This is a genomic window from Providencia rettgeri, from assembly GCF_013702265.1.
In the GTDB taxonomy this organism is placed as follows: Bacteria; Pseudomonadota; Gammaproteobacteria; order Enterobacterales; family Enterobacteriaceae; genus Providencia; species Providencia zhijiangensis.
Genome location: NZ_CP059348.1, coordinates 2,369,921 through 2,391,409, shown reverse-complemented (window position 1 = coordinate 2,391,409; position 21,489 = coordinate 2,369,921). Strand labels below are relative to the sequence as shown.

Below are 21,489 nucleotides of genomic sequence, written 5' to 3'. Positions count from 1 at the left end.
AAAAAATGTCTTTTTGATGATAAAAAAGTTATTAAATCGAGGTTATTGAGATATTTGTTTTACTTTGCAGGAGGTGAAGGGTTTTAGTATGTTACTATCCAAATTATGTATAAATAACATAATTTACCCTGTTTATACTTTCACTTTTTACACCGACAAATTCACTGCAAGGATGAAAGGAAATTTCCGATGTTGCGATTTCGCCGTAGATTGAAAAAAATAAGTAAAAATAAATGTAAACGCCGTCAGCGACTTCGTAATCGTTCTTACTACATTGATAATAGACTGCTCAGTATGCAAAACATTAACGTGGTTGTATTAACCGGTGCGGGTATTTCTGCAGAATCAGGGATTCAAACCTTCCGTTCAGCAGATGGTTTATGGGAAGAGCATCGTGTGGAAGATGTGGCAACGCCTGAAGGCTTTGCCCGTGATCCGCAATTAGTTCAGCGCTTTTACAATGAACGGCGTCGACAGCTGCAACAAGAGAATATTCAACCTAATGCAGCGCACTACGCATTAGCAAGATTAGAACAAGTGCTCGGGGATAGATTTCTGCTAGTGACGCAAAATATTGATAATTTACATGAACGTGCAGGTAGCAAGCGCGTGGTGCATATGCACGGTGAATTATTAAAAGTGCGTTGTAATTGGTCAAACCAAGTCCTCGAATGGAAAGGGGATTTATCCGTAGAAGAGCGTTGCCATTGCTGCCAGTTCCCACAGCCATTACGCCCGCATATTGTGTGGTTTGGTGAAATGCCGTTTGAAATGGACAGGATCTACCAAGCACTTGGGGAAGCCACGCTGTTTATTTCCATCGGAACATCGGGGCATGTTTATCCTGCGGCAGGGTTTGTACATGAGGCGCGTTTACAAGGTGCTCATACGGTACAACTGAATTTAGAACCAAGCCAAGTGGAAAGCGAATTTGAAGAGCGCCATTATGGGTTGGCGAGTAAAGTGGTTAGTGAATATGTGGATGATTTGCTGGCAAAGTTAAACAGCGAAGAATAAAAATAAAAGGGAGCTTTGGCTCCCTTTTTTATGGTAGATATCAAACATTCTCATCTAACATAGCAGGCATGGTTATTTCTTTTACACAGGTGGCGCTGCTGGTGCTAAGAATAAAGCGCACGGCATTGACCACATCTTGAAGCGGAATTAAGGCACCTTCACTTTTTGCAATCACTTCATCAACGGGCATGGATAACGGATATTCGGTGGCGAGATAACCTAAGTTCAAAATAGAAATACCAATATTATCTTGGCGCAAGGTTTCTCTCAGTGATTGTACAATCCCGCGTAAGGCATATTTGGTTGCGCTAAAGGTGACTTCTTTGCCATTATGATTATCCAGCCCCCACGTAGAGCCAATTAAAATAATTTTACTATTGGTACCTAAACGCAAGTTGCTAAGAAGTGCTTTCAAATTCAACAGGCAGGCGCTGATATTGGTCTGGATCATGGTGAGTAATTCAATATCGCTGGTGGACTCAAAATCATACTCTTCAGTAAAGGCGAGCTTTTCCCAAATGCCGACATTATAAATGAGGGTATCAATGGGTTTTTCGCCTAGCTGCTTTTTGATGATTGAGGCTGATTGAGTGTCACTAAGATCAGCGGGTATCCAGTGAAATTGCGCATCACCGAAAGGTGGTTCAGTGCGAGAAACACCGTACACAGTATCAGTTTGGTCAGGCACGCCTTCAACTAATGCTTTACCTAACCCTTTACTGACACCGTAAATTAAAAATGTTTTTGCCATCGTATTCCCACCTTAGAAATCATGCTATAGCGCATTTAGTTATATAAGATAGTCATTATATAACATAGTACTTAACGCGTTGCGTTATCCAAAAGTGCAGCCCAAAATGAACAATAAATTAAATTAATTAGTTATCTTCCTCACTCTTTAGCTGCAAATCTGATTTGAAACAATAATTGTTTCTGTGATCTTTCCCATAATATCCCCATTGATATTTAGGGGGAGGAAGTATGGACAAACTCTTGGAGCGGTTTTTTGAATACACTGCGTTTGATACACAATCAAAACTGAATGCAAAAACAGTACCTAGTAGCACAGGCCAGCTAAAATTTGCCCGCGCGTTAGCCAAAGAATTAAATATCCTTGGCTTTGAAAAAGTGACGCTGTCGGAACACGGCTGTTTAACGGCTATCATGCCATCCAATGTTGATTGGGATGTGCCTGCGATAGGTTTCATTTCGCATTTGGATACCGCCCCAGATTATTCGGGCAAAAATGTGTGCCCGCAAGTGCTTGAGAATTATCGTGGTGGCGATATTGCTCTGGGTATTGGTGATGAAGTTTTATCCCCCGTTATGTTCCCTGTATTGCACGAAATGATTGGCAAAACGCTGATTATGACCGATGGCAAAACTTTATTAGGGGCGGATGATAAAGCGGGTATCGCAGAAATTATTACCGCGATTGTGCGTTTAGAAGGGCAAAATGTTCCACACGGAAAAATCTGTATTGCCTTTACGCCAGATGAAGAAATCGGTCGTGGTGCACAACATATCGATTTTAAAGAATTTGATGCTCGCTGGGCGTATACCGTTGATGGTGGTGGCGTTGGTGAACTCGAATTCGAAAACTTTAACGCGGCCAACGTCTCCATCAAAATTGTGGGGAACAATACCCATCCCGGTAGTGCCAAAGGCGTGATGGTTAATGCGCTAGGTTTAGCAACGCGAATTCACTCCATGTTACCGCCGGATGAAACCCCTGAAAATACGGAAGGTTATGAAGGTTTTTATCACCTAACATCCATTAAGGGGAACGTGGAAAAAGCGGAAATGAACTACATTATCCGTGATTTTGACTTAGCCAATTTTGAAGCGAGAAAGAAAAATATTATTCGCATCGCGGAAAAAGTAGGTGAAGGGCTGCACCCAAGCTGCTATATCGAACTGACATTGGATGATAGCTACTACAATATGCATAAAGAAGTGATGAAATATCCGCATGTTGTTGAATTAGCTAAACAAGCGATGCTGGATTGCGATATTGAACCTGTTATCAAGCCCATCCGTGGAGGAACGGATGGTGCGCAGTTATCATACCGAGGCTTACCATGCCCGAATATTTTCACTGGTGGCTATAACTTCCATAGTAAACATGAGTTTATTACTCAAGAAGGCATGGAGCAGGCGGTGAGCGTGATTATGCGAATTGCGGAATTAACGGCTATCCATGCAAAACGTAATACTGATAAATAGTTTTGATACGTTCTTAATATAAAAATTAGTGATAAAAATGCCCCGATGTGAGGTGATGACATTCGGGGCATTTTGCTGTTTTTTGGCGGTTAATTATAGGAATAATTAGTCGTCAAAATACCAATATCCACTATTAATCAATGCTGTCATTAAGGCGATAAAATTGACATCGTCTAACGCGTCACCAAGATTTGCATGGTTGACGGAGTCGAAACGGCACAGGCTATCTGCGGCTTCATAGCATTTAGTCTCTAAAGACTCACCATTAACAAAGAATTGGTCACCAACACGAAGAGCGCGCAACCCATTGAGTTTATATAGGGTTTCTTGCTGGTCTTTCAATAAATTATAAATCTCATCTTGTTCATAAGGCGGCTCTGGCGGTGCCAAATCCAGCTCGTGACGTGATTGAGAAATGAATTCACCTAACCATTTACGGAATAGCTCAGGATCATGAATCAGTGATTCCATCATTTCGCGCAACTTAATTTGTTCGCCTTGCAAAATTTCAGCCGGATTATCACGGAAAGAAAGATCAGGGTCGCTGTAACGGTAGCTACCTAACTCATTGGAGATTAAATGATCAGCAAAGCTGCTCATTAATTCACGGGCATTGGGTGCACGGAAACCGACAGAATAATTCAGTGATGGCTCAATGGCATAACCTTCGTGTGGGAATCCAGGCGGGATATACAGGATATCGCCGGGTTCCATCTCTTCATCGATAATGGCGTCAAAAGGCTGTACTTGCAGTAGGTCAGGATGTGGGCTGTGTTGTTTCATTGGGATTTTTTCCCCAACACGCCAGTGGCGACGACCTTCGCCTTGAATAATGAATACATCATATTGGTCGAGATGAGGGCCTACACCGCCACCCGGAACGGAGTAGGAGATCATTAAATCGTCCATACGCCAATCAGAAAGGACACGGAAAGGTTTCATCAGTTGGGCACTTGGGTGGTGCCAGTGGTCAACCGCTTGAACCAAGATTGACCAGTTTTCTTCACCTAAATGATCGTAGCTCTCGAATGGGCCGTGGGCAACTTGCCAGAGGCCGTTTTGATGACTGACTAAACGGCTATCAACCTCATCTTCCATCGCTAATCCCGCGAGTTCATCAGGCGAGATAGGATCAATAAAACGCGTAAAACCCTGTTTGATAAGCAGAGGTCGTTTCTGCCAATGACTGTCCAGAAAACTCTGCCAGTCAAGATTCAGTTTATAATCCATCTTATTGTTCCCTAGTTATGACAAAACTTCCTAAATAGTATACCGGAAATGGATTGTAAAACAGGGCTTAGAGGGCGTCAGTTCACAGATTAGCCATCTTCATATGCGGATGAACGAATTATCTTCGTTTATGCCTAGCTATCTCAATTCAAGGCCTAAGCATCTTCAATCACCGCTTGCTGCCTAAAGGTGACGGCGACGCGAGCACCACCAAGTGGACTATCCGAAATAGTGATTTCGCCATCATATTGGTCGATGATATCCACCGCAATTGATAGCCCTAAACCTTGTCCCGGTCGCAAGGTATCAGCGCGTTGCCCACGCATAAATATCATGCTGCGTTTACTTTCGGGAACGCCAGGACCATCGTCATCCACAAAAATGGTTAGGCTATCATGATCAACAAGCGCGGTGACTTCCACAAACTCAAGGCAATATTTACAAGCGTTTTCCATAACATTGCCCATCACTTCCATAAAATCATTAGGCTGGCCTAGCCATGTGATTTCAGGGGAGATATCGACGGTGATGGAGACACCTTTGTTGAGATACACTTTATGCAGTGCGCTAGAGAGGCTATCTAAGATAGACGGCACCGATGCAATTTCCCGTAGCATCAGGTTTTCATCCCCTTGGTTCGAGGCGCGATGCAAATAGTAGCCAACTTGCTGAGAAATACGTCCTATCTGTTCCAACATGATAGGCTCTGCATGTTCGATGGTCATTTGCTTACCGGAACGTAGGAGCCGCAATGTGGACTGTAAGACCGCCAAAGGCGTTTTTAGGCTGTGAGTTAAATCGGACAATGTAGTGCGGTATTTGCTATAGCGCTTGCGTTCGTTGCTCAGCAAAATATTCAAATTTCGCACTAGGCCTCGCAGCTCTGCTGGCGGGTTTTCATCCAGCGTTTCTCGTTCGCCTTTTTCAAGGCTACTAATTTGCGAAATCAGTGACTTAATGGGGCGCACACTCCAATAGGCTGCGAGCCATAACAGTGGGATCACCAGTATAAAGTTAGCGAGTAACACGTAACCAAACCAGTCCCAGACAACGCCAGTGCTTTGTAAGTCTTGAGGTAATGTATCGACAACAACAATCGTCAGTGCTGGCATGGTTTCAGTTTCTAAATACTGGTTAACTGAAACGGAGTGCGTTAATGGCTCATCGACATTATCAATATCATTGAGTCGATGGCTGTAGTCTGGGTTATTGTTCATCAATTGACGCGTTTCATCGAAATCAGTATCAATTTCGTATAACCCATTCTTTTTTAACCAGTCGAGTTGAATAAGACGCTCGACGCTAGGGACTTCACGTTGGCGCCAGACGGTTTGCCCATTCTTATCATAAATAATGATCAACGAGGGGTTGTTCAACGTAAAGTTTGGGGGAACGCGAATATCAATTTTATTATCTTGCCACTGAGCAAGGCTGTAAATTAGGTTACTTTGGCTACGTAGTAAGGTGTAGGTGGTTCGGTCAAAACTGACTAAATAACCCACAACAGCCACAATCCCATAGGCGAGGGTTAGCGCAAGGATGACGGCTGACGTTGCACAAATAAAACGCGCCTGTAAAGAGAGGGGCTTGAACCTAAATTTACTCAGTTTCATATTAGCTGTTCACATCGAAACGGTAGCCTTGACCGCGAACAGTCACAATCACTTCTTGGGAATGGAACTGTTGGATTTTTTTACGTAAACGCCCCATAAGCACATCGATGGTGTGGCTTTCGCGTAATTCTGCGTCTGGATAGAGCTGGCGCATAAGGGAGTCTTTACTGACCACTTTTCCATTATTACGCAGCAAGGTTTCAATAATCGTGTATTCAAATGCGGTGAGTTTGACCGACTCGCCGTTAACCGTAAATTCTTTGCGGGAAAGGTCGATAACAAAATTTTCAAGTTCAAGCACTTGGGAGGCTAACCCGCTGTTGCGGCGCATCAACGCTTGCATACGCGCGACCAGCTCTTCTAATTGAAAAGGCTTAGTGACATAGTCATCTGCGCCACTATTGAGCGCTTGAACCTTCTCTTGCCAACTTTCTCGTGCGGTTAAGACGAGAAGCGGAATGCTGACATGGTTGCTGCGCCAGCGCTTGATCATGGAAAGCCCGTCTTCATCAGGAAGACCTAAATCCACGACTGCAATATCGGGATGGCTTTCATTCAGAAAATAGTCCGCTTCTTTTGCATCTTCAGCAGAATCCACTTGATGACCTAATTCTTTGAGTTGAACCGTTAAATGGTGACGAAGTAGGGCGTTATCTTCGACGATAAGAATGCGCATCTGAGAACCTCACATAAAGAAAGCATGCAAATGATAATATTATAGTGAGTATGGTAGAAAGAGATGGGATAGGGAACAAGATCTTAACTAAATATAAGTCAAACAGATCGGAAAAATAGTCGAATCTGAGATTTTTTGGAAAGGAAAAAAACAGGCGACACGAATGCCGCCTATTTTAACAACTATTGATTACTTGATTTCATCAATAAAATTAACTGCATAGCCAATATAGTTAGCTGGCGTCATCGCTTTCAGACGTTCTTTTTCGCTTTCTGGAAGCTCTAAACCATCGATAAACTGTTTCATGCCTTCTGCGGTAACGCGTTTACCACGAGTCAATTCTTTCAGTTTTTCATATGGTTTTTCGATGCCATAACGACGCATTACGGTCTGGATTGGCTCAGCTAGGACTTCCCAGTTTTGATCTAATTCATCCAGTAAGTGCTGTTCGTTAACTTCTAACTTGTTCAAGCCTTTCATTGTGGACTGGTAAGCAATCAGGGCATAGCCTAAACCGACACCTAAGTTGCGCAGAACGGTTGAGTCAGTCAGGTCACGCTGCCAGCGAGAAACTGGCAATTTGCTTGCTAAATGACCTAATACAGCGTTTGCTAAACCTAAGTTACCTTCTGAGTTTTCGAAGTCGATAGGGTTAACTTTGTGTGGCATGGTGGATGAACCAATTTCACCGGCAATGGTTTTTTGCTTAAAGTGATTTAAAGCAACATAGCCCCAGATATCACGGTCAAAGTCCAGCACGATCGTGTTAAAACGTGCAACGCAATCAAACAGTTCTGCGATATAGTCGTGTGGTTCGATTTGCGTGGTGAACGGGTTCCATTGAATGCCCAATGAGGTCACGAATGTTTCACTGAATTCGTGCCAGTTAACTTCTGGATAAGCGGCAATGTGGGCGTTATAGTTACCAACGGCACCATTGATTTTACCTAAGATTTCCACTTGTTCTAACTGGCGGAATTGGCGCTCTAAACGGTACGCAACGTTAGCAAATTCTTTACCAATAGTGGATGGTGTTGCTGGTTGCCCATGAGTACGTGACAGTAAAGGTAAAGTACGGTATTCGTGCGCCATCGCTTTAACTTTATCAATGATTTGACGCCATTGTGGTAGTAAAACTTCTTCACGAGCAGTTTTCAGCATCAATGCATGGGACAGGTTGTTGATGTCTTCAGAGGTGCAAGCAAAGTGAATAAACTCAGAGACCGCATGTAGAGCAGGGATATGCGCCACTTTTTCTTTCAGGAAATATTCTACTGCTTTAACGTCGTGGTTAGTTGTGCGCTCAATTTCTTTGATACGCATTGCATCTTTTTCGCAGAAGTTCGCGACGATTTCATCTAAGTAAGCGATTGCGTTGGCATCAAATGAAGGAACTTCTTTGATTTGAGCGGTTGCAGCCAGTTTTTGCAGCCAGCGAACTTCAACTTGCACACGAAATTTCAGTAAGCCAAACTCACTAAAAATAGTGCGTAAAGCGCTGACTTTATCACCGTAACGGCCGTCAATCGGGGATACAGCGGTCAGTGAGGATAATTCCATTGGTAGCAACTCCAGATTTATAGGTGAGACAAAATTTGTTTCGCCTGATTAGACAGACGGCTTCGAGAAAACATCAGTTGGAGGCGACTTCCACCAACTTGCTGCCAGAGAACTGCGCAGCGAATACCTGCGAGCAATGTGGCTCTAACTTTGGCTTGAACAACGGTATTTTTCAGAATATCAGGGGAGCCAGTCACTTGAATACGGGGGCCTGCGGGACTGACTACATCCACATAAATTCCGGCGAGTGCGTTAAAAACACCTTCAGACATCGGTTCGAAATAGCTGGCTTGACGCTCGAATTGCTCAATTCGTTGACCGAGTTGGTTCATGGCATTGTCATCTTTGCTTAAGCGGCGCTCTAATGCCATGATGCTAAGCATATAGCGGGTCATTTCCGCAGAGATCCCGCTATTACCCCCGGTTAACATACCCAGCAGGGCAGTTAAACCGGTTTTTAAATTCGCTTCGTCATTACCGAACACATCCAGCGTGGTGGATGGATTCATGTTGGTCAGGCTATCGACCATGGTTTTACCATCTTGCTCATTAAAGGTACCTTCATGAGCGAGCTTTTGTACCATCAGACTTGCTTGGCAGATACCCGCTAAAGCTAGCGTGATATCGTAATAGTTTTTAGCCACATTTACTCCTGAATACGGGCTTCAATAACGCCGCCACCGAGGCAGACTTCGTCGATATAAAATACCGCAGATTGTCCCGGAGTAACAGCCGCAACCGGATAATCGAAAGTGACTTGGATTTTCTCGGCACTCAATGGGGTGATTGTACAAGGGATATCCGCTTGACGGTAACGGGTTTTCACCACGCAGCGCAATGGCTCCGTTAGCGTTTGTCTATCGACCCAATCTAATTGCTGAGCAATTAAGCCAGTAGACATTAAACGTGGATGTTCATGGCCTTGCGCCACAATCAATTGATTGTTTTCAACGTCTTTATCCACCACATACCATGGTTCTTCAGAACCGTCTTTGGTGCCGCCAATGCCTAACCCTTTACGTTGACCTAATGTGTGGTACATCAAGCCTTCGTGCTGGCCAATGGTTTCACCGTCAACGGTAACGATTGGACCCGGTTGAGCAGGGAGGTAGCGACCAAGGAAGTCACGGAATTTACGCTCACCGATAAAGCAGATTCCGGTAGAGTCTTTTTTCTCCGCGGTCACTAGGCCGATTTCTTCGGCGATGCGGCGTACTTCTGGTTTTTCTAATTCACCCACAGGGAATAAGCTTTTTGCCACTTGTTCATGGCTGAGGGTATACAGGAAGTAGCTTTGGTCTTTGTTGTTATCTAAGCCGCGTAATAGCTGGCTTTTGCCGTCAACATCACGGCGACGAACATAGTGACCCGTTGCGATATAGTCTGCGCCCAGATCTTCGGCGGCAAACTCTAAGAAGGCTTTAAATTTGATCTCTTTGTTACACAGAATATCCGGGTTTGGGGTGCGACCCGCTTTGTATTCTTCTAAAAAGTGTTCGAATACATTGTCCCAATATTCAGCGGCAAAGTTGATAGTGCGTAGCTCGATACCGAGTTTGTCGCATACCGCTTGCGCATCTGCAAGGTCAGTCGCTGCGGTGCAGTATTCTTCGTTATCGTCTTCTTCCCAGTTCTTCATAAACAGACCGACCACCTGATACCCTTGCTGCTTGAGCAGGTAAGCGGAAACGGATGAATCAACACCACCGGACATACCGACGATGACCTTAATTTGGCTGTTATCTGATTTGGTACTGTTATTTGACATGGGAAATAGTCTCAATGCGGAAAAATCAAGCCCCATACTTTAGCACGTTGCCCCCTTGTTGCACCAGCGTTAGGAGAATAATGTTACTCGTAATGATCACCGAAGGCGGCTAAAACGCTTAAAGGATAGCGAGTACCTTCTTGGTAGCAGCGGATACTTTGGGCAACTAAAGGGGATCGAAGGCATTGGCTAGTCAGAATTTCTTCTGCGCTAACCCAATGACAAGCACTGATATCATCATCGTGAGGATGAGTTTCACATGGAGCATCCAGTTCAAGGGCGAATAAGACACGAATAAATTGGGTTTTATCGGGGGCTATCCATTGATGAATTTTAATTAATGTCTGAGGCTTACCAATAATGCCTGTCTCTTCATACAGTTCACGAACGGCAGCTTGTACTAATGTTTCATCGGCTTCAAGGTGTCCTGCGGGTTGATTCCATGTGGGTTTGTTATTAATCCACTCTTCGACCACTAAAAAACGCCCTTGGGCATGGACAATGGTGGCAACGGTAACATTGGGTTTAAACAACAGTGACCTCCTTCCATTCGCCGGAAGATAAGTTATCGAGCGTAAAATTCCCCATGGCGTAGCGTATTAATCGCAATGTGGGAAAACCAATATTGGCAGTCATCCGACGAACTTGTCGATTTCTTCCTTCATAAAGCGTGATCTTCAACCAAGAAGTAGGAATGTTCTTCCGCTCACGGATCGGTGGAACTCGCGCCCATAACCATTCTGGCTCACTGACTAATTCGATGCCTGCGGGTAGGGTGGGTCCGTCATTTAGGGTTAATCCTTGACGAAATTTTGCGAGCGCGCTTTCATCGGGAATGCCTTCTACTTGAGCATAGTAGATTTTTCCTGTTTTTTTCTGCGGCTGGGTAAGCTGAGCTTGTAATTTGCCATCATTGGTGAGGACTAACAGACCTTCACTATCTCTATCTAAACGTCCCGCGGCATAAACATCAGAGATGGGAATATAGTTTTTTAACGTTTCCCGTCCTTGCTCATCTGTAAATTGCGGTAGTACATCAAATGGCTTATTGAAAATAATCACTTTACGTGGCTGGGTTGGGCGTGCCACGCGAGAAGATGAATTCGTTGCCAATGAACGGCGTGGCTTTGACGGTGAGGATGTGTGCTTGGTGCGGTTACGGTTAGGTGCGTTCATCATTATTTATTGAAAGTCATTTATGTAATGCGCAATAGAATAGCGATATTTTGGCGATAAAGTAAGGCTGTCTTGGTTGGTTATTTAAGGGAGAGGTATGAGCAATCAACAGGCAGCTCTCCCTTGATTTATGGTGTTATTGATTTATAGCTTATTGATTTATTTCATCGATAAAATGAGAAAAAGCGATAAATATTCGTTCTATCAAATGCACACAAAGAGCGTGTTCTTCATCTGTATAATTAATGGTATCAATTAATTCTGCATCACTGCCCATGGCATGACCAGATTCGTGAGCCAAATGAATCTCACCGCAATATTTCAGTGGTATTGGCGATAATTTAGCGATTTGATTGACGTAAGTGAAGAATGTACGCCCTGTTGCTTCCATACTTTCAATGACAGCTAAGCGAATTTTAGCCGGTTGATTGACAATGGCGCTGATTAATTCATAAACGAGCTTACGGTTAGCTTCCATTTGTGGCGACCATAACCATACCAAGGTATCCGTAATAAGTTGTGACTCATTCATACGCAATGTGCGGAGATCATCGATATACCAATACCAATGGTCGGAATCTTCTAAAGCATGATTATTGACCGCTATCTCTAAATCATCTTGAGGATTTTCAAAGGGAAGAATGTATTTATTAATGTCCCCAAAGGCCAAAATAAAGAATGTAAGTTTCGGTAAAAATGCCAGTGACTCTTTGACGGGTAAGGATGGGTTGATGGGTTTTAGAAAAAAAGGATGCTGTAAGAAGATTTTTTGCTTGAGATTGATTAAGTCCGATAACTTTTCCATATATTCACCTTTTATATTATCTTGAATTAATAATTATATTTTTAATAAATAAAAGTTTATCTTTCTTAATCTATTACGGTATTTCATTATTTATTTAAATAGAATTTAATCAAATTGGCAATAATTTAAAATTATTAAAAATCAATGCGATTTTGGTTTGTGTGCATTAAAACCATTAAGTACGAATAATTTAATTAAATCTATTAAATCATAAAGATAATATGACAATATATTAATTTCTGTGAGCAGTACGAATGTTTGGGTAGAGTATTTTAGATAAGCTATGGAATAAGGTCGTTCAGTATTTAGGTGGTTATTTAGCTTAGCATTTGACTTTTTAGAGTATTGATGTTTGTTTTAATATTATGATTTAATTGAAGTTGTTTTGGTTTCATTGAGTGTTTGGACACGAAGATAATGCGTTAAATGCGATCTGCATAAAAGCTTAGCTTAGTAATCATTGGCGTTCGACGCAGATTGCAGTAGTATTGACAGGTCTCTTACAAAAAATTAACAAGCAAAATACGCAAGTGAAGGAGAGGTTAATGGATAGCAAAGTAGTAGTTCCGGCAGAAGGCGCTAAAATTACCATTGATTCAAAAGGCAAATTACACGTTCCGAACAACCCAATTATCCCTTTCATTGAAGGTGACGGTATTGGGGTTGATGTCACTCCAGCAATGTTAAAAGTTGTCGATGCTGCAGTTAAAAAAGCCTATAACGGTGAGCGTAAAATTTCTTGGATGGAAATTTATACGGGCGAAAAATCCACTCAGTTATATGGCAAAGATGTTTGGTTACCGCAAGAAACCCTCGATTTAATCCGCGATTACCGCGTTTCTATTAAAGGCCCATTAACCACTCCAGTTGGGGGCGGCATTCGTTCCCTCAACGTTGCACTTCGTCAACAGCTTGATTTATACATCTGCCTACGACCAGTACGTTACTACAAAGGGACACCAAGCCCAGTTAAACAGCCTGAACTCACTGATATGGTGATCTTCCGTGAAAACTCAGAAGATATCTATGCAGGTATTGAGTGGAAAGCGGGCAGCGCAGAAGCAGACAAAGTGATCAACTTCCTGCAAAATGAAATGGGCGTGACGAAAATTCGTTTCCCACAAGATTGCGGTATTGGTATCAAGCCATGTTCTGAAGAAGGTACAAAACGTTTAGTTCGCGCGGCAATTGAGTATGCGATCGATAATAACCGTGATTCAGTGACTTTAGTTCATAAAGGCAACATTATGAAATTCACTGAAGGTGCATTTAAAGATTGGGGTTACCAATTAGCACAAGAAGAATTCGGCGGTGAATTAATCGATGGCGGTCCATGGGTTAAAATCAAGAATCCAAAAACTGGCAAAGATATCATTGTTAAAGACGTTATCGCGGATGCATTCTTACAACAAATCCTGCTGCGTCCAGCAGAGTATGATGTTATCGCGTGTATGAACCTAAATGGTGACTATATTTCTGACGCATTAGCTGCACAGGTTGGTGGTATTGGTATTGCACCTGGTGCAAACATCGGTTCTGAATGTGCACTGTTCGAAGCAACTCATGGGACTGCACCGAAATATGCAGGCCAAGATAAAGTAAACCCAGGCTCTATCATTCTGTCCGCAGAAATGATGCTGCGCCACATGGGCTGGGTTGAAGCGGCAGACTTAATCGTTAAAGGTATGGAAGGCGCAATCGCGGCTAAAACTGTAACTTACGATTTCGAACGTCAATTAGAAGGCGCTAAATTACTGAAATGTAGCGAATTCGGCGACGCAATCATTAAGCACATGTAATTTATTGCTTAGTGTTATTAATAACGGGAGCTTAATAGTTCCCGTTTTTTGTGCCTTGAAAAATTCTTCTGCAAAACGGGCTACAAAATAAGCGCTATTTTATCGCTAAAACCTGTTGAAAGTTATATTAATTAATCCCGTTTCGTTTTGAACCAATAACCGCCTAGTGCGGTTTTTTATTAAATTTAAATAATTAAATAGGTATAAATACGTGTAAATCTTATTACCTAAAGATTATCTGAATGCAACGTGAAGAGATTTAACAAATAAGTGTTTATACGTATTTGCTGTTTTTTTATAAAAAATGGCGCTGGAAGTTAGTTTGATAAATGTTAATATGACTAGGATTATTTGTAGTAAAATTAATGATGTAAATAAAAATTAGAAAAGAATAGTTATAAATTTAGAACACAGCAAATTAGCAATTCTGAGGTATAGAATTATATGAATAACAAATGCTTAGCTTCAATTGTTCAATTGTTCAATTGGCATTATTTACCGTCTCTTTCCAATCTGCTGCATTTCAAAAAAATGAGTATAACCCGATCGTTTTTAATCTTGCTCAACTCTATGATTTTAATCCAGTTAAAGGCAATATCAAAGAATTGAATACCTTTGTTTATAATGAGGATGAAACCATTAATTATCAATCTGCATTAAAGGTTGGTCGTGATGGTTGTGTTGATAGTTTTACGATGAAACAAAAAAAAGATGAGTATTTAAATAGCATTGATAACTGGCTTTCAATCAAACGAGAAAAAAATAAATTGGTGGGTTCAGATGCGAATGGGCCAGTTGAAATGGAAGTGGCTGCGAATTGCTTGATTATTTCCAGAACTGATAGTAACGGAAAGTTAATATATCAGTACAATAATGATGGGATAATTATAGGCTCAATGAGTGCAGAGCCTAAAGTTCAATACAGCGAAAACACGTATAACAAAAATAACCTTCCTGAGACGATAAAATATTATAAAGATAATATTGTGTTCTCGGAAAGTATCATTAGTTACGGCAAGGACGTAACAAAGCCATTTGATCTTCAAATGGAAATTAAGGCACTTGGATTGCCAATCTTAGTTGTCGATTCTAAATGTGATTATGACAAGCAAAATATTGCACACAAATGCAATTTTATACTCACAATCGTATCAAATGGAAAAACAATAAAGTTACCTAAAAGAAGTGTTACGGAAACTGTATTTTACTAGCGGCTAATGGATTGAAGTAAATAGATTAAAGATGCTATGAAGAGAGTTTTAAAAGACGGTTAAATAAGCCCCTTACTTAATAAGGGGCACTATTTTTATGCTTTTGGATCTGCGCCAAAACGGTTATCGCCTTTAGTACCCTCTAAGCACATGAAAACGAGCAATACGATCGCACCAAATGGGATAAATGAGATTAAATACCACCAACCTGATTTTTCAGTATCATGTAAGCGACGGACTGATACAGCAATAGAAGGGACGATAGTGGCTAACGCATAGATCCCTAATAAAATTCCAGCAATCATTCCTAATCCACCCATTTCACCTGTTGTGTAATCAACAGATGAAATGATCAATGCATATAGAACCATAATGATGATCATGTTAATAAGAGTAAACATCCAATACTCTTTACGTCTAGCACGACCTTCGAAATTAGCATAGTTGTTCTTGATGACTTCTAAATACCAATTCATGTTTATTCCTTAACGAAAAATTGAGTGGTGAGTATAGGTAGAACTTAAATTTGTGTAAATCAGCATTATCTGTATATTTCAATATAACAGTAAGATAACTCTCAATAAATTAATTTATCTTCCATGAGATAATCTGTTAAAAACAGGCATACTTGCGAAACTTTACATTAATTCTAGCAGCTTATTTCACTTTGCTAAAAGATTGTGCTGGTTTTTTCTTATTTTAAAAATGTATGACTTAAATGAAAATAGTTTTATGTTAGAGATAAAGATAGTATGGCCGAGAGCATTTGTATGATAGCGCGTCTAAGCTCTAAATTTCTTGAGCTCAGTGAGGTAGTCTACCTTTAACTTTAAACGTAAGCACAGTAAAATTAGGCGCATCCTTCTGGTGGTGTTTTTACGTATAAAATTTCAAGTTCATTAAAATAAATAGTAATTTAACTATCAGAATAAATATAAAAATTAGAGGGCAGCATGAATATTAAGTTCTTATCACTGGCTTCCAGCATAACAACATTTTTTTTACCATTTCAGGCCGGTGCAGTCCCTATGGATAAATATAACCCGGTTGTTTTTAATATGGCTCAACTGTATGATTTTAATCCAGTAAAAGGCAATGTTAAGCATGTTAAATCTGTCGTTTATAATGAAGATGGTTCTATAAACTATGAGTCAGATTTGAAAATAGCAAAGGATGGTTGTATAGAAAGCTTTAGCATGACTCGTACAAAAGATGAGTATATCAACAGTGTACATAATGAGCTTTCTGTTAAACGTGAGAAGAATAAATTGATTGGTCAAGATTCTAATGGGCCAGTAGAAATGGAAGTTGGAAATAATTGTTTAATTCTATCTAAAAAAGACTCCGATGGTAAATTAACCTACCAGTATAATGCTGATGGTTTCATTAATAGCTCATGGGTCGCGGAACCTAAAACTAAGCTCAGTACGTTTCACTATGATGAAAATAATCGCTCATACAATGTTGCCTATTACAATGATAATAAATTATTTTCAGAGATTTCCGTAAGGTATACAAGTGATGAAACTAAGCCGTATGATCTTATTCTAGAAGTTAAAGTGCTCGATCAGTCTGTGCTAACTGTTGATACTCAATGTGAGTATAACCAGCAGGGCGTGTCGCATAAGTGCCAATTTGTATTGACACTTATTTCGGATGGAAAGCAAATTACATTGAAGAAACATAGTACGACGGATGCTTCATTCTATTAACTGTAGGTTAATGGGGTGCTTTTCTCCATAGGATAAAATGCAATAATCCCATGAGACCATGCCCCACAATATAAGCTTCGATTAACCCCGTGAGTGTTTTATGAATATTTCTCGCTTCAGGGGCTAATGGTGAGTTTTGCCACCATAAAATAAACCAAGTCACACCAGAAAGGACAACTAGCGCCAATGCACCCAATCCAAGCCCTTGGACACTTGTTGCTAACCCTTTTGGTGAGCTGTCGGGAAGCTTTAAATTAAATAAGCTTTTGACATCATTTTTTATCTGAGTGAGATCTCCCCATAAATAAGGATAGAAGTATTTAAATCCTCGATTTGAAAGGCAGATAAAAATGAGAATAGTCGCCAAAAATAATAAACAAAACCCAATGATAATGTGTAGCCAAGTAAAATAATACGCAAGCCCACTTGCTGGGATCACGCCACTTTTACTGACAGACATCCAATTGCTGATGATAATTTGGCCAATGACCAATAAAAATATCATGCAATGAGTTAAGCGAACGGCGGGTGTTTGATAAATACCAAAAAACTGCCAAATAGATTTAAACAGCTTCATATTATTCCTTAAAAGAAATCTTTCTCGATTACTCTACGTTGTAGTCTTTCTACTTATGAAATTCAATAAGTTTGTTTTGATGATAAAAATTAGATGAATGGATTTGCTTAATGTAAATAAGAATTATTTTTATTCTAATAAAAGCAGTGTGATTGAAAGTCATGTGAGTTGGCCAAATATAATATTAAGAAATGAAAAAATAATATTATATAGAGGAATAGGCATGAATAAGATGGTATTTGTGGAACAGGCATTGAAAGCGGTTCTTGGTAAACAAATTGGGGATTTGGTAGTAATTAAACAATTTTTTTCATCGGATTATGTGCAAGTAGTTGATGGGAAATTGATTGACTTCACTGAGTTCTGTACGCATATGCAAGTGTTAAAAGAAGCCACCGAGAGCATCACGATAGACATTAAGTCAATTGCAGAAGGTGAAAACTGTGTTCATACACAACATATTGCGAGAGCAATAAAGAAAGAGGGCACAGTGAGTGAATTTGAAGTATTTGCTTGTTTCCATTTGATGAATGGAAAAATTATTCGATGTGAAGAGCTGACGAGAATGTTATCAGGCTCAAAACACGATAATGATCTGGGCTCAAGAACATAAATATATTTGTAAAGGCAATCAGTATGAAGCCATGTAGCTAATATAAATGCTATTTCAATTAGCTACATGATTAAGTGTTATTTTATGCAGGGTAGATGAGTTGCATGCCGGCTCCGACCTCTTGAACAGGGGCGTGTTTCGCTAAATGAATTTTGGCAGCCAAGTCAGTGCAATGGCATGGGTGGATCTGCAATAAATTCTGTTTTTTAAAATAGTCACTGGTTTGGTTTAACAGCTCATCGGAAGCTTCTTGTAAATGAAACCCGCCAATGACAGTCACAATTTTGTCTATTTTGGTGACTCGCTTAGCATGCTCGACAATATTACAGATCCCTGAGTGTGAGCATCCCGTAATAACAATCAGCCCTTCGGAGGTTTTAATCGCGAGGGCGCTATCATCAAGAACATAATCATCAACGCTGTTGTTATGTTCATCGATAGTTTTACCTACCGGCTCTTTCCCTTCAAATGTGTTATTTCTTGGGATCTCACCTAAGAAAATCACATTCTCAGAAACAGAGTAAGCACCTTTGGTTTCAACAGTATCAAAGTAGGCTGTTAAAACATTTTTTGGGGTATTCGCGCCAATAACTTTTGAGTGATAACTTTTAGGTTGCAAAGCGTCTGGGTGATAAATCAATTTTTTGGATTGCTGTGATTCAACATTTCGGCGGTCTAAATATTGAATAAGGTGATTAATTCCCCATGTGTGATCATTATGACCATGGGATAAAACGAGGTCAGTAATTTGAGCAAGGTCGATATTGAGGATATTGGCATTGTTAATGAAAACGTCGGAATAGCCAGTATCAAATAGGATTTTTTTACCGTCAGCTTCAATGTGGTAGCAAACTGCGGGTTCACCACAGAAATAGCTGTCAATCAGGGTGTTGTTATCAACGAGTACAGAAATTTTTATTGTCATTTTTATCTCTTTAGTTGTTTCATTATACAAAGAGGTTATATCAGAATAATGGCAAAAAATATTCAACCATCGATAAACATATAGGGTGTAAAAAATCACATGTCTAAATATGTGATCGGGAAAGGATTGTTCATGAAAGCTAACTAGTCAATGTGAGTAGTTTAGAGTGATAATCAGTACAATTACTCTTAACCCTATTGAGTTTGCTATGATTTCTTTATTAATAAAATGCCTATTTGGTGCACTTGCTGTTTTAGTTATTGCGATCCTCTCGCGAAGCAAAGTTTATTATATTGCGGGATTGGTTCCTTTGTTTCCCACTTTTGCATTAATTGCCCATGTGATTGTGGTTCAGGAGCAAGGAGCGGAGGCCTTAAGAAAAACAGCATTATTTGGTTTATGGTCATTAATCCCTTATGCAATGTATTTAATCACTGTTTATGTCTTTGCAACCAAATTAACACCGTGGATTTGTTTAAGTTTAGCAACATTGATTTGGATAGTCACTGCAGCTGTTTTAGTGTATTTCTGGCAGCTTACCCAGTGAAATTTATCAATTTAACGCCTTCGTGGCGTAAACCAAATAAAAAATGCGATTTTTAGCATTTAAATTCATATACAACATTTCTGTGTTAGATTTGCACTCGAATTATTTTTTAGACGATTTATAATAATACTTAGTGTGTTCTAATTCGCCATTCTATAGAGAAAAATGTTACTAAGAGTCCTTGTATTATTATTAGTTGCTGGCTGTTCCTACATAGCAGGTGTGATGACAGAAGTTTCTTCAGATACTGAGATGGACGCGGAGAGTAAAGTCAAAAGCGCCGTTGAAGATTTTCTGGTATATCCATCAGCCGCAACATACAAAAATGTGAAATATCATGTCCTGAATCAGAATGAAGAGGGCGATGAGACTGGCTACTATTGTGGTGAAGTTTTTGGGTTTGAAGATGGTTTACCTTACGGATATAAACGATTCATTGTTCGTTTACATAAAAACAAAGATGGTAAAACAGTGGTATCTATTCCACTGGTTGAAAAAGTTGATGACATTGTCCCCGTTGAACAATTTGACCCGATCTGGGAACGTTATTGCAATCGATAGTCATAAATCATAATAATTAAAAGGCAGACTAGTCTTTGTATTATCAACTCTGCCTTATGATCTTATGATCTTATGATCTTATGATCTTATGGTTTTATTGCCAGTGTCGCTAGGAATGTCGGTAAGAAATTATCGATAACAAAACGAGGATTCGGCTGCCAATCTTCTTGAAAACCTGCAATGTTAAAGCCCGCCTGTATTTGCCCACCAATTAAGTCAGTCAGTGAATGACCAAAGACAAACGCTTCTTGCTTCGCTTGTTTTAACGCCATTTGTTCTTGAGATAAATGATCTAATTCTGAAAATGGCATGGTATATCGAGGTCGAATAATGGTATTTTCAGCAGAACTTTTTTCTTTATCATCCATAAATTCTCTATCACCAACAAATACGACAGGGTTAAAAAAACTTGAGAGCAATCGACCTTGCGGTTTAAGTACCCGAAAGCATTCTTGCCATACAGGATTAACATCAGGAATATATAAGTTTGAAATTGGGTGAAAAATAATATCAAATGAATTGTCTTCAAACATAGGGAGATGACGCATATCTCCTTGAATTGTCGTCAATGTTAAATTATCCCGCTTAGCCACCATGCTGTCCTGTTCTAACTGTTTTTCTGACAAATCAAATACTGTCACGATGGCACCCGCAGCGGCCAGGACAGGCGCTTGCTGTCCACCGGCAGAAGCTAAACAGAGAATTTTTTTCCCTTTTACGTTACCAAGCCAAGCTTTATTTAATGGGGTTGGCGTTAGATGAATTTCCCAATTTCCTCTTTTTGCTTCTTCAATTGTTTGGCTGTCAACCGGAGTAGACCAAGGTTGTTGAGATGCAGCTTGTTGATCCCATGCCTTTTGATTTGCAATGATAAAATCCGTCATAAAGTGTACCTCTAAATACATTAATTGAGTTTATTGTAGTCACGGTGAGATTAAAGTAAATAAGAGAATGTACCAGTAAGTACAATTTATTCTCCTATTGGGAAAAAATGCAAGCTATTTAGTTGGTTATACGTGAGAGCAATAATGAACAAGTATGGGAAGATGGTTGAACTTAGGGGGAGTTATTCGCATAATATATGCATATTTGAACTTGCCATTGGCTTATCATGCTTGCAAAATTTTATCCTGTCATCTTATTGGTTATTTCCAATGTATTTATGATGTTCGCTTGGTATGGGCATCTAAAATTTACGAATAAGCCATTATATATTGTCATATTCTTTAGTTGGTTAATTGCATTTGTAGAATATTGCTTCGCGGTACCTGCAAATCGCTTAGGGCATCAATATTACAGCGCTGCTGAATTGAAAACGATGCAGGAAGTGATTACGTTATGTGTATTTGTTGGGTTCTCAGTGCTTTATCTCGGTGAGAGCTTTACAATAAACCATATTATTGGCTTTATTCTTATTTTTGCAGGCGCATTTTTTATTTTTAAAGGCCCTTTTTAGTTATCAGCATCTTCTAC

The 21,489-nt window shown here is 40.2% G+C and carries 23 protein-coding genes; 9 read left to right on the top strand and 14 right to left on the bottom strand.

Features of this window, described 5'->3' with window-relative positions; all coding sequences use genetic code 11:
• Window positions 1-192: 192 nt before the first annotated feature.
• Window positions 193-1,017 (top strand): Sir2 family NAD+-dependent deacetylase, encoded by an 825-nt coding sequence (gene cobB, locus H0913_RS11005; protein WP_181478760.1) that lies wholly within the window; start codon window positions 193-195, stop codon window positions 1,015-1,017.
• Between the two features lie 40 nt (window positions 1,018-1,057).
• Here the strand turns inward: cobB and H0913_RS11000 are convergent, their stop codons facing one another.
• Window positions 1,058-1,768, bottom strand: coding sequence for an SDR family oxidoreductase (locus H0913_RS11000; protein WP_181477244.1), 711 nt, complete (start codon window positions 1,766-1,768; stop codon window positions 1,058-1,060).
• Between the two features lie 230 nt (window positions 1,769-1,998).
• Here H0913_RS11000 and pepT point away from each other — a divergent pair, with 230 nt between their 5' ends.
• A complete protein-coding gene (pepT, locus tag H0913_RS10995; protein WP_154603599.1) occupies window positions 1,999-3,243 on the top strand; it encodes a peptidase T in 1,245 nt (414 codons plus the stop codon).
• Window positions 3,244-3,348: 105 nt separating this feature from the next.
• On the opposite strand, the gene H0913_RS10990 is transcribed toward pepT, so the two are convergent.
• From H0913_RS10990 to H0913_RS10950, 9 genes are all read right to left on the bottom strand, one after another.
• Window positions 3,349-4,473: a cupin domain-containing protein gene (locus H0913_RS10990; protein ID WP_154603600.1), complete on the bottom strand. Its 1,125-nt coding sequence runs from the start codon at window positions 4,471-4,473 to the stop codon at window positions 3,349-3,351.
• 155 nt (window positions 4,474-4,628) lie between these two features.
• Window positions 4,629-6,086, bottom strand: a complete 1,458-nt coding sequence (phoQ, locus tag H0913_RS10985) for a two-component system sensor histidine kinase PhoQ (protein ID WP_269749693.1) — start codon at window positions 6,084-6,086, stop codon at window positions 4,629-4,631.
• Window position 6,087: 1 nt separating this feature from the next.
• A complete protein-coding gene (phoP, locus tag H0913_RS10980; protein ID WP_154603602.1) occupies window positions 6,088-6,762 on the bottom strand; it encodes a two-component system response regulator PhoP in 675 nt (224 codons plus the stop codon).
• A gap of 189 nt (window positions 6,763-6,951) precedes the next feature.
• Entirely contained in the window at window positions 6,952-8,322 is a 1,371-nt protein-coding gene (gene purB / locus H0913_RS10975) for an adenylosuccinate lyase (RefSeq protein WP_154603603.1), read from the bottom strand.
• Between the two features lie 17 nt (window positions 8,323-8,339).
• Window positions 8,340-8,966, bottom strand: coding sequence for a high frequency lysogenization protein HflD (hflD, locus tag H0913_RS10970; RefSeq protein WP_181477243.1), 627 nt, complete (start codon window positions 8,964-8,966; stop codon window positions 8,340-8,342).
• Window positions 8,967-8,968: 2 nt separating this feature from the next.
• Window positions 8,969-10,090, bottom strand: a complete 1,122-nt coding sequence (gene mnmA, locus H0913_RS10965) for a tRNA 2-thiouridine(34) synthase MnmA (RefSeq protein WP_181477242.1) — start codon at window positions 10,088-10,090, stop codon at window positions 8,969-8,971.
• Between the two features lie 83 nt (window positions 10,091-10,173).
• Window positions 10,174-10,623, bottom strand: coding sequence for an NUDIX hydrolase (locus H0913_RS10960; RefSeq protein ID WP_154603605.1), 450 nt, complete (start codon window positions 10,621-10,623; stop codon window positions 10,174-10,176).
• Complete coding sequence (rluE, locus tag H0913_RS10955; protein ID WP_181478756.1) at window positions 10,616-11,266, bottom strand: 23S rRNA pseudouridine(2457) synthase RluE; 651 nt, start codon at window positions 11,264-11,266, stop codon at window positions 10,616-10,618. The genes H0913_RS10960 and rluE overlap by 8 nt, the downstream gene beginning before the upstream one ends.
• Before the next feature lie 151 nt (window positions 11,267-11,417).
• Complete coding sequence (locus tag H0913_RS10950; protein ID WP_181477241.1) at window positions 11,418-12,071, bottom strand: hypothetical protein; 654 nt, start codon at window positions 12,069-12,071, stop codon at window positions 11,418-11,420.
• A gap of 545 nt (window positions 12,072-12,616) precedes the next feature.
• Here H0913_RS10950 and icd point away from each other — a divergent pair.
• Window positions 12,617-13,870, top strand: coding sequence for an NADP-dependent isocitrate dehydrogenase (gene icd, locus H0913_RS10945; protein WP_154603607.1), 1,254 nt, complete (start codon window positions 12,617-12,619; stop codon window positions 13,868-13,870).
• 455 nt (window positions 13,871-14,325) lie between these two features.
• Entirely contained in the window at window positions 14,326-15,081 is a 756-nt protein-coding gene (locus H0913_RS10940; RefSeq protein WP_232368783.1) for a YnfC family lipoprotein, read from the top strand.
• 95 nt (window positions 15,082-15,176) lie between these two features.
• On the opposite strand, the gene H0913_RS10935 is transcribed toward H0913_RS10940, so the two are convergent.
• Window positions 15,177-15,557 (bottom strand): DUF805 domain-containing protein, encoded by a 381-nt coding sequence (locus H0913_RS10935; RefSeq protein ID WP_036953139.1) that lies wholly within the window; start codon window positions 15,555-15,557, stop codon window positions 15,177-15,179.
• Window positions 15,558-16,034: 477 nt separating this feature from the next.
• Between H0913_RS10935 and H0913_RS10930 the strand changes: the two genes are divergently transcribed.
• Window positions 16,035-16,793, top strand: a complete 759-nt coding sequence (locus H0913_RS10930) for a YnfC family lipoprotein (RefSeq protein WP_154603610.1) — start codon at window positions 16,035-16,037, stop codon at window positions 16,791-16,793.
• Between the two features lie 7 nt (window positions 16,794-16,800).
• Here H0913_RS10930 and H0913_RS10925 read toward each other — a convergent pair whose 3' ends face one another.
• Entirely contained in the window at window positions 16,801-17,370 is a 570-nt protein-coding gene (locus H0913_RS10925) for a cytochrome b/b6 domain-containing protein (protein ID WP_154637749.1), read from the bottom strand.
• Window positions 17,371-17,593: 223 nt separating this feature from the next.
• Here H0913_RS10925 and H0913_RS10920 point away from each other — a divergent pair, with 223 nt between their 5' ends.
• Window positions 17,594-17,983, top strand: coding sequence for a nuclear transport factor 2 family protein (locus H0913_RS10920; RefSeq protein WP_154603612.1), 390 nt, complete (start codon window positions 17,594-17,596; stop codon window positions 17,981-17,983).
• Window positions 17,984-18,065: 82 nt separating this feature from the next.
• Here H0913_RS10920 and H0913_RS10915 read toward each other — a convergent pair whose 3' ends face one another.
• The gene (locus tag H0913_RS10915) at window positions 18,066-18,908 is read right to left on the bottom strand and encodes an MBL fold metallo-hydrolase (protein WP_181477240.1); all 843 of its coding nucleotides are present in this window, start codon (window positions 18,906-18,908) and stop codon (window positions 18,066-18,068) included.
• 208 nt (window positions 18,909-19,116) lie between these two features.
• Here H0913_RS10915 and H0913_RS10910 point away from each other — a divergent pair, with 208 nt between their 5' ends.
• Window positions 19,117-19,455, top strand: a complete 339-nt coding sequence (locus tag H0913_RS10910) for a GlpM family protein (RefSeq protein WP_154603614.1) — start codon at window positions 19,117-19,119, stop codon at window positions 19,453-19,455.
• Window positions 19,456-19,680: 225 nt separating this feature from the next.
• Window positions 19,681-20,016 (top strand): hypothetical protein, encoded by a 336-nt coding sequence (locus tag H0913_RS10905; RefSeq protein ID WP_232368782.1) that lies wholly within the window; start codon window positions 19,681-19,683, stop codon window positions 20,014-20,016.
• A gap of 86 nt (window positions 20,017-20,102) precedes the next feature.
• Here the strand turns inward: H0913_RS10905 and H0913_RS10900 are convergent, their stop codons facing one another.
• A complete protein-coding gene (locus tag H0913_RS10900) occupies window positions 20,103-20,900 on the bottom strand; it encodes a class I SAM-dependent methyltransferase (RefSeq protein WP_181477239.1) in 798 nt (265 codons plus the stop codon).
• 227 nt (window positions 20,901-21,127) lie between these two features.
• Between H0913_RS10900 and H0913_RS10895 the strand changes: the two genes are divergently transcribed.
• On the top strand, window positions 21,128-21,472 hold the full coding sequence (locus H0913_RS10895; protein WP_154603617.1) for a DMT family protein: 345 nt from the start codon (window positions 21,128-21,130) through the stop codon (window positions 21,470-21,472).
• Window positions 21,473-21,489 lie beyond the last annotated feature (17 nt).

Coding starts and splice junctions, on each gene's coding strand:
- H0913_RS10935 (WP_036953139.1), bottom strand. CDS start 15,557: ATGAATTGGTATTTAGAAGTCATCAAGAACAACTATGCTAATTTCGAA.
- H0913_RS10930 (WP_154603610.1), top strand. CDS start 16,035: ATGAATATTAAGTTCTTATCACTGGCTTCCAGCATAACAACATTTTTT.
- icd (WP_154603607.1), top strand. CDS start 12,617: ATGGATAGCAAAGTAGTAGTTCCGGCAGAAGGCGCTAAAATTACCATT.
- rluE (WP_181478756.1), bottom strand. CDS start 11,266: ATGAACGCACCTAACCGTAACCGCACCAAGCACACATCCTCACCGTCA.
- pepT (WP_154603599.1), top strand. CDS start 1,999: ATGGACAAACTCTTGGAGCGGTTTTTTGAATACACTGCGTTTGATACA.
- H0913_RS10990 (WP_154603600.1), bottom strand. CDS start 4,473: ATGGATTATAAACTGAATCTTGACTGGCAGAGTTTTCTGGACAGTCAT.
- H0913_RS10940 (WP_232368783.1), top strand. CDS start 14,326: ATGCTTAGCTTCAATTGTTCAATTGTTCAATTGGCATTATTTACCGTC.
- H0913_RS10915 (WP_181477240.1), bottom strand. CDS start 18,908: ATGACAATAAAAATTTCTGTACTCGTTGATAACAACACCCTGATTGAC.
- H0913_RS10925 (WP_154637749.1), bottom strand. CDS start 17,370: ATGAAGCTGTTTAAATCTATTTGGCAGTTTTTTGGTATTTATCAAACA.
- H0913_RS10905 (WP_232368782.1), top strand. CDS start 19,681: ATGACAGAAGTTTCTTCAGATACTGAGATGGACGCGGAGAGTAAAGTC.
- phoQ (WP_269749693.1), bottom strand. CDS start 6,086: ATGAAACTGAGTAAATTTAGGTTCAAGCCCCTCTCTTTACAGGCGCGT.
- phoP (WP_154603602.1), bottom strand. CDS start 6,762: ATGCGCATTCTTATCGTCGAAGATAACGCCCTACTTCGTCACCATTTA.
- H0913_RS11000 (WP_181477244.1), bottom strand. CDS start 1,768: ATGGCAAAAACATTTTTAATTTACGGTGTCAGTAAAGGGTTAGGTAAA.
- purB (WP_154603603.1), bottom strand. CDS start 8,322: ATGGAATTATCCTCACTGACCGCTGTATCCCCGATTGACGGCCGTTAC.
- H0913_RS10900 (WP_181477239.1), bottom strand. CDS start 20,900: ATGACGGATTTTATCATTGCAAATCAAAAGGCATGGGATCAACAAGCT.
- H0913_RS10950 (WP_181477241.1), bottom strand. CDS start 12,071: ATGGAAAAGTTATCGGACTTAATCAATCTCAAGCAAAAAATCTTCTTA.
- H0913_RS10910 (WP_154603614.1), top strand. CDS start 19,117: ATGATTTCTTTATTAATAAAATGCCTATTTGGTGCACTTGCTGTTTTA.
- mnmA (WP_181477242.1), bottom strand. CDS start 10,090: ATGTCAAATAACAGTACCAAATCAGATAACAGCCAAATTAAGGTCATC.
- H0913_RS10895 (WP_154603617.1), top strand. CDS start 21,128: ATGCTTGCAAAATTTTATCCTGTCATCTTATTGGTTATTTCCAATGTA.
- H0913_RS10920 (WP_154603612.1), top strand. CDS start 17,594: ATGAATAAGATGGTATTTGTGGAACAGGCATTGAAAGCGGTTCTTGGT.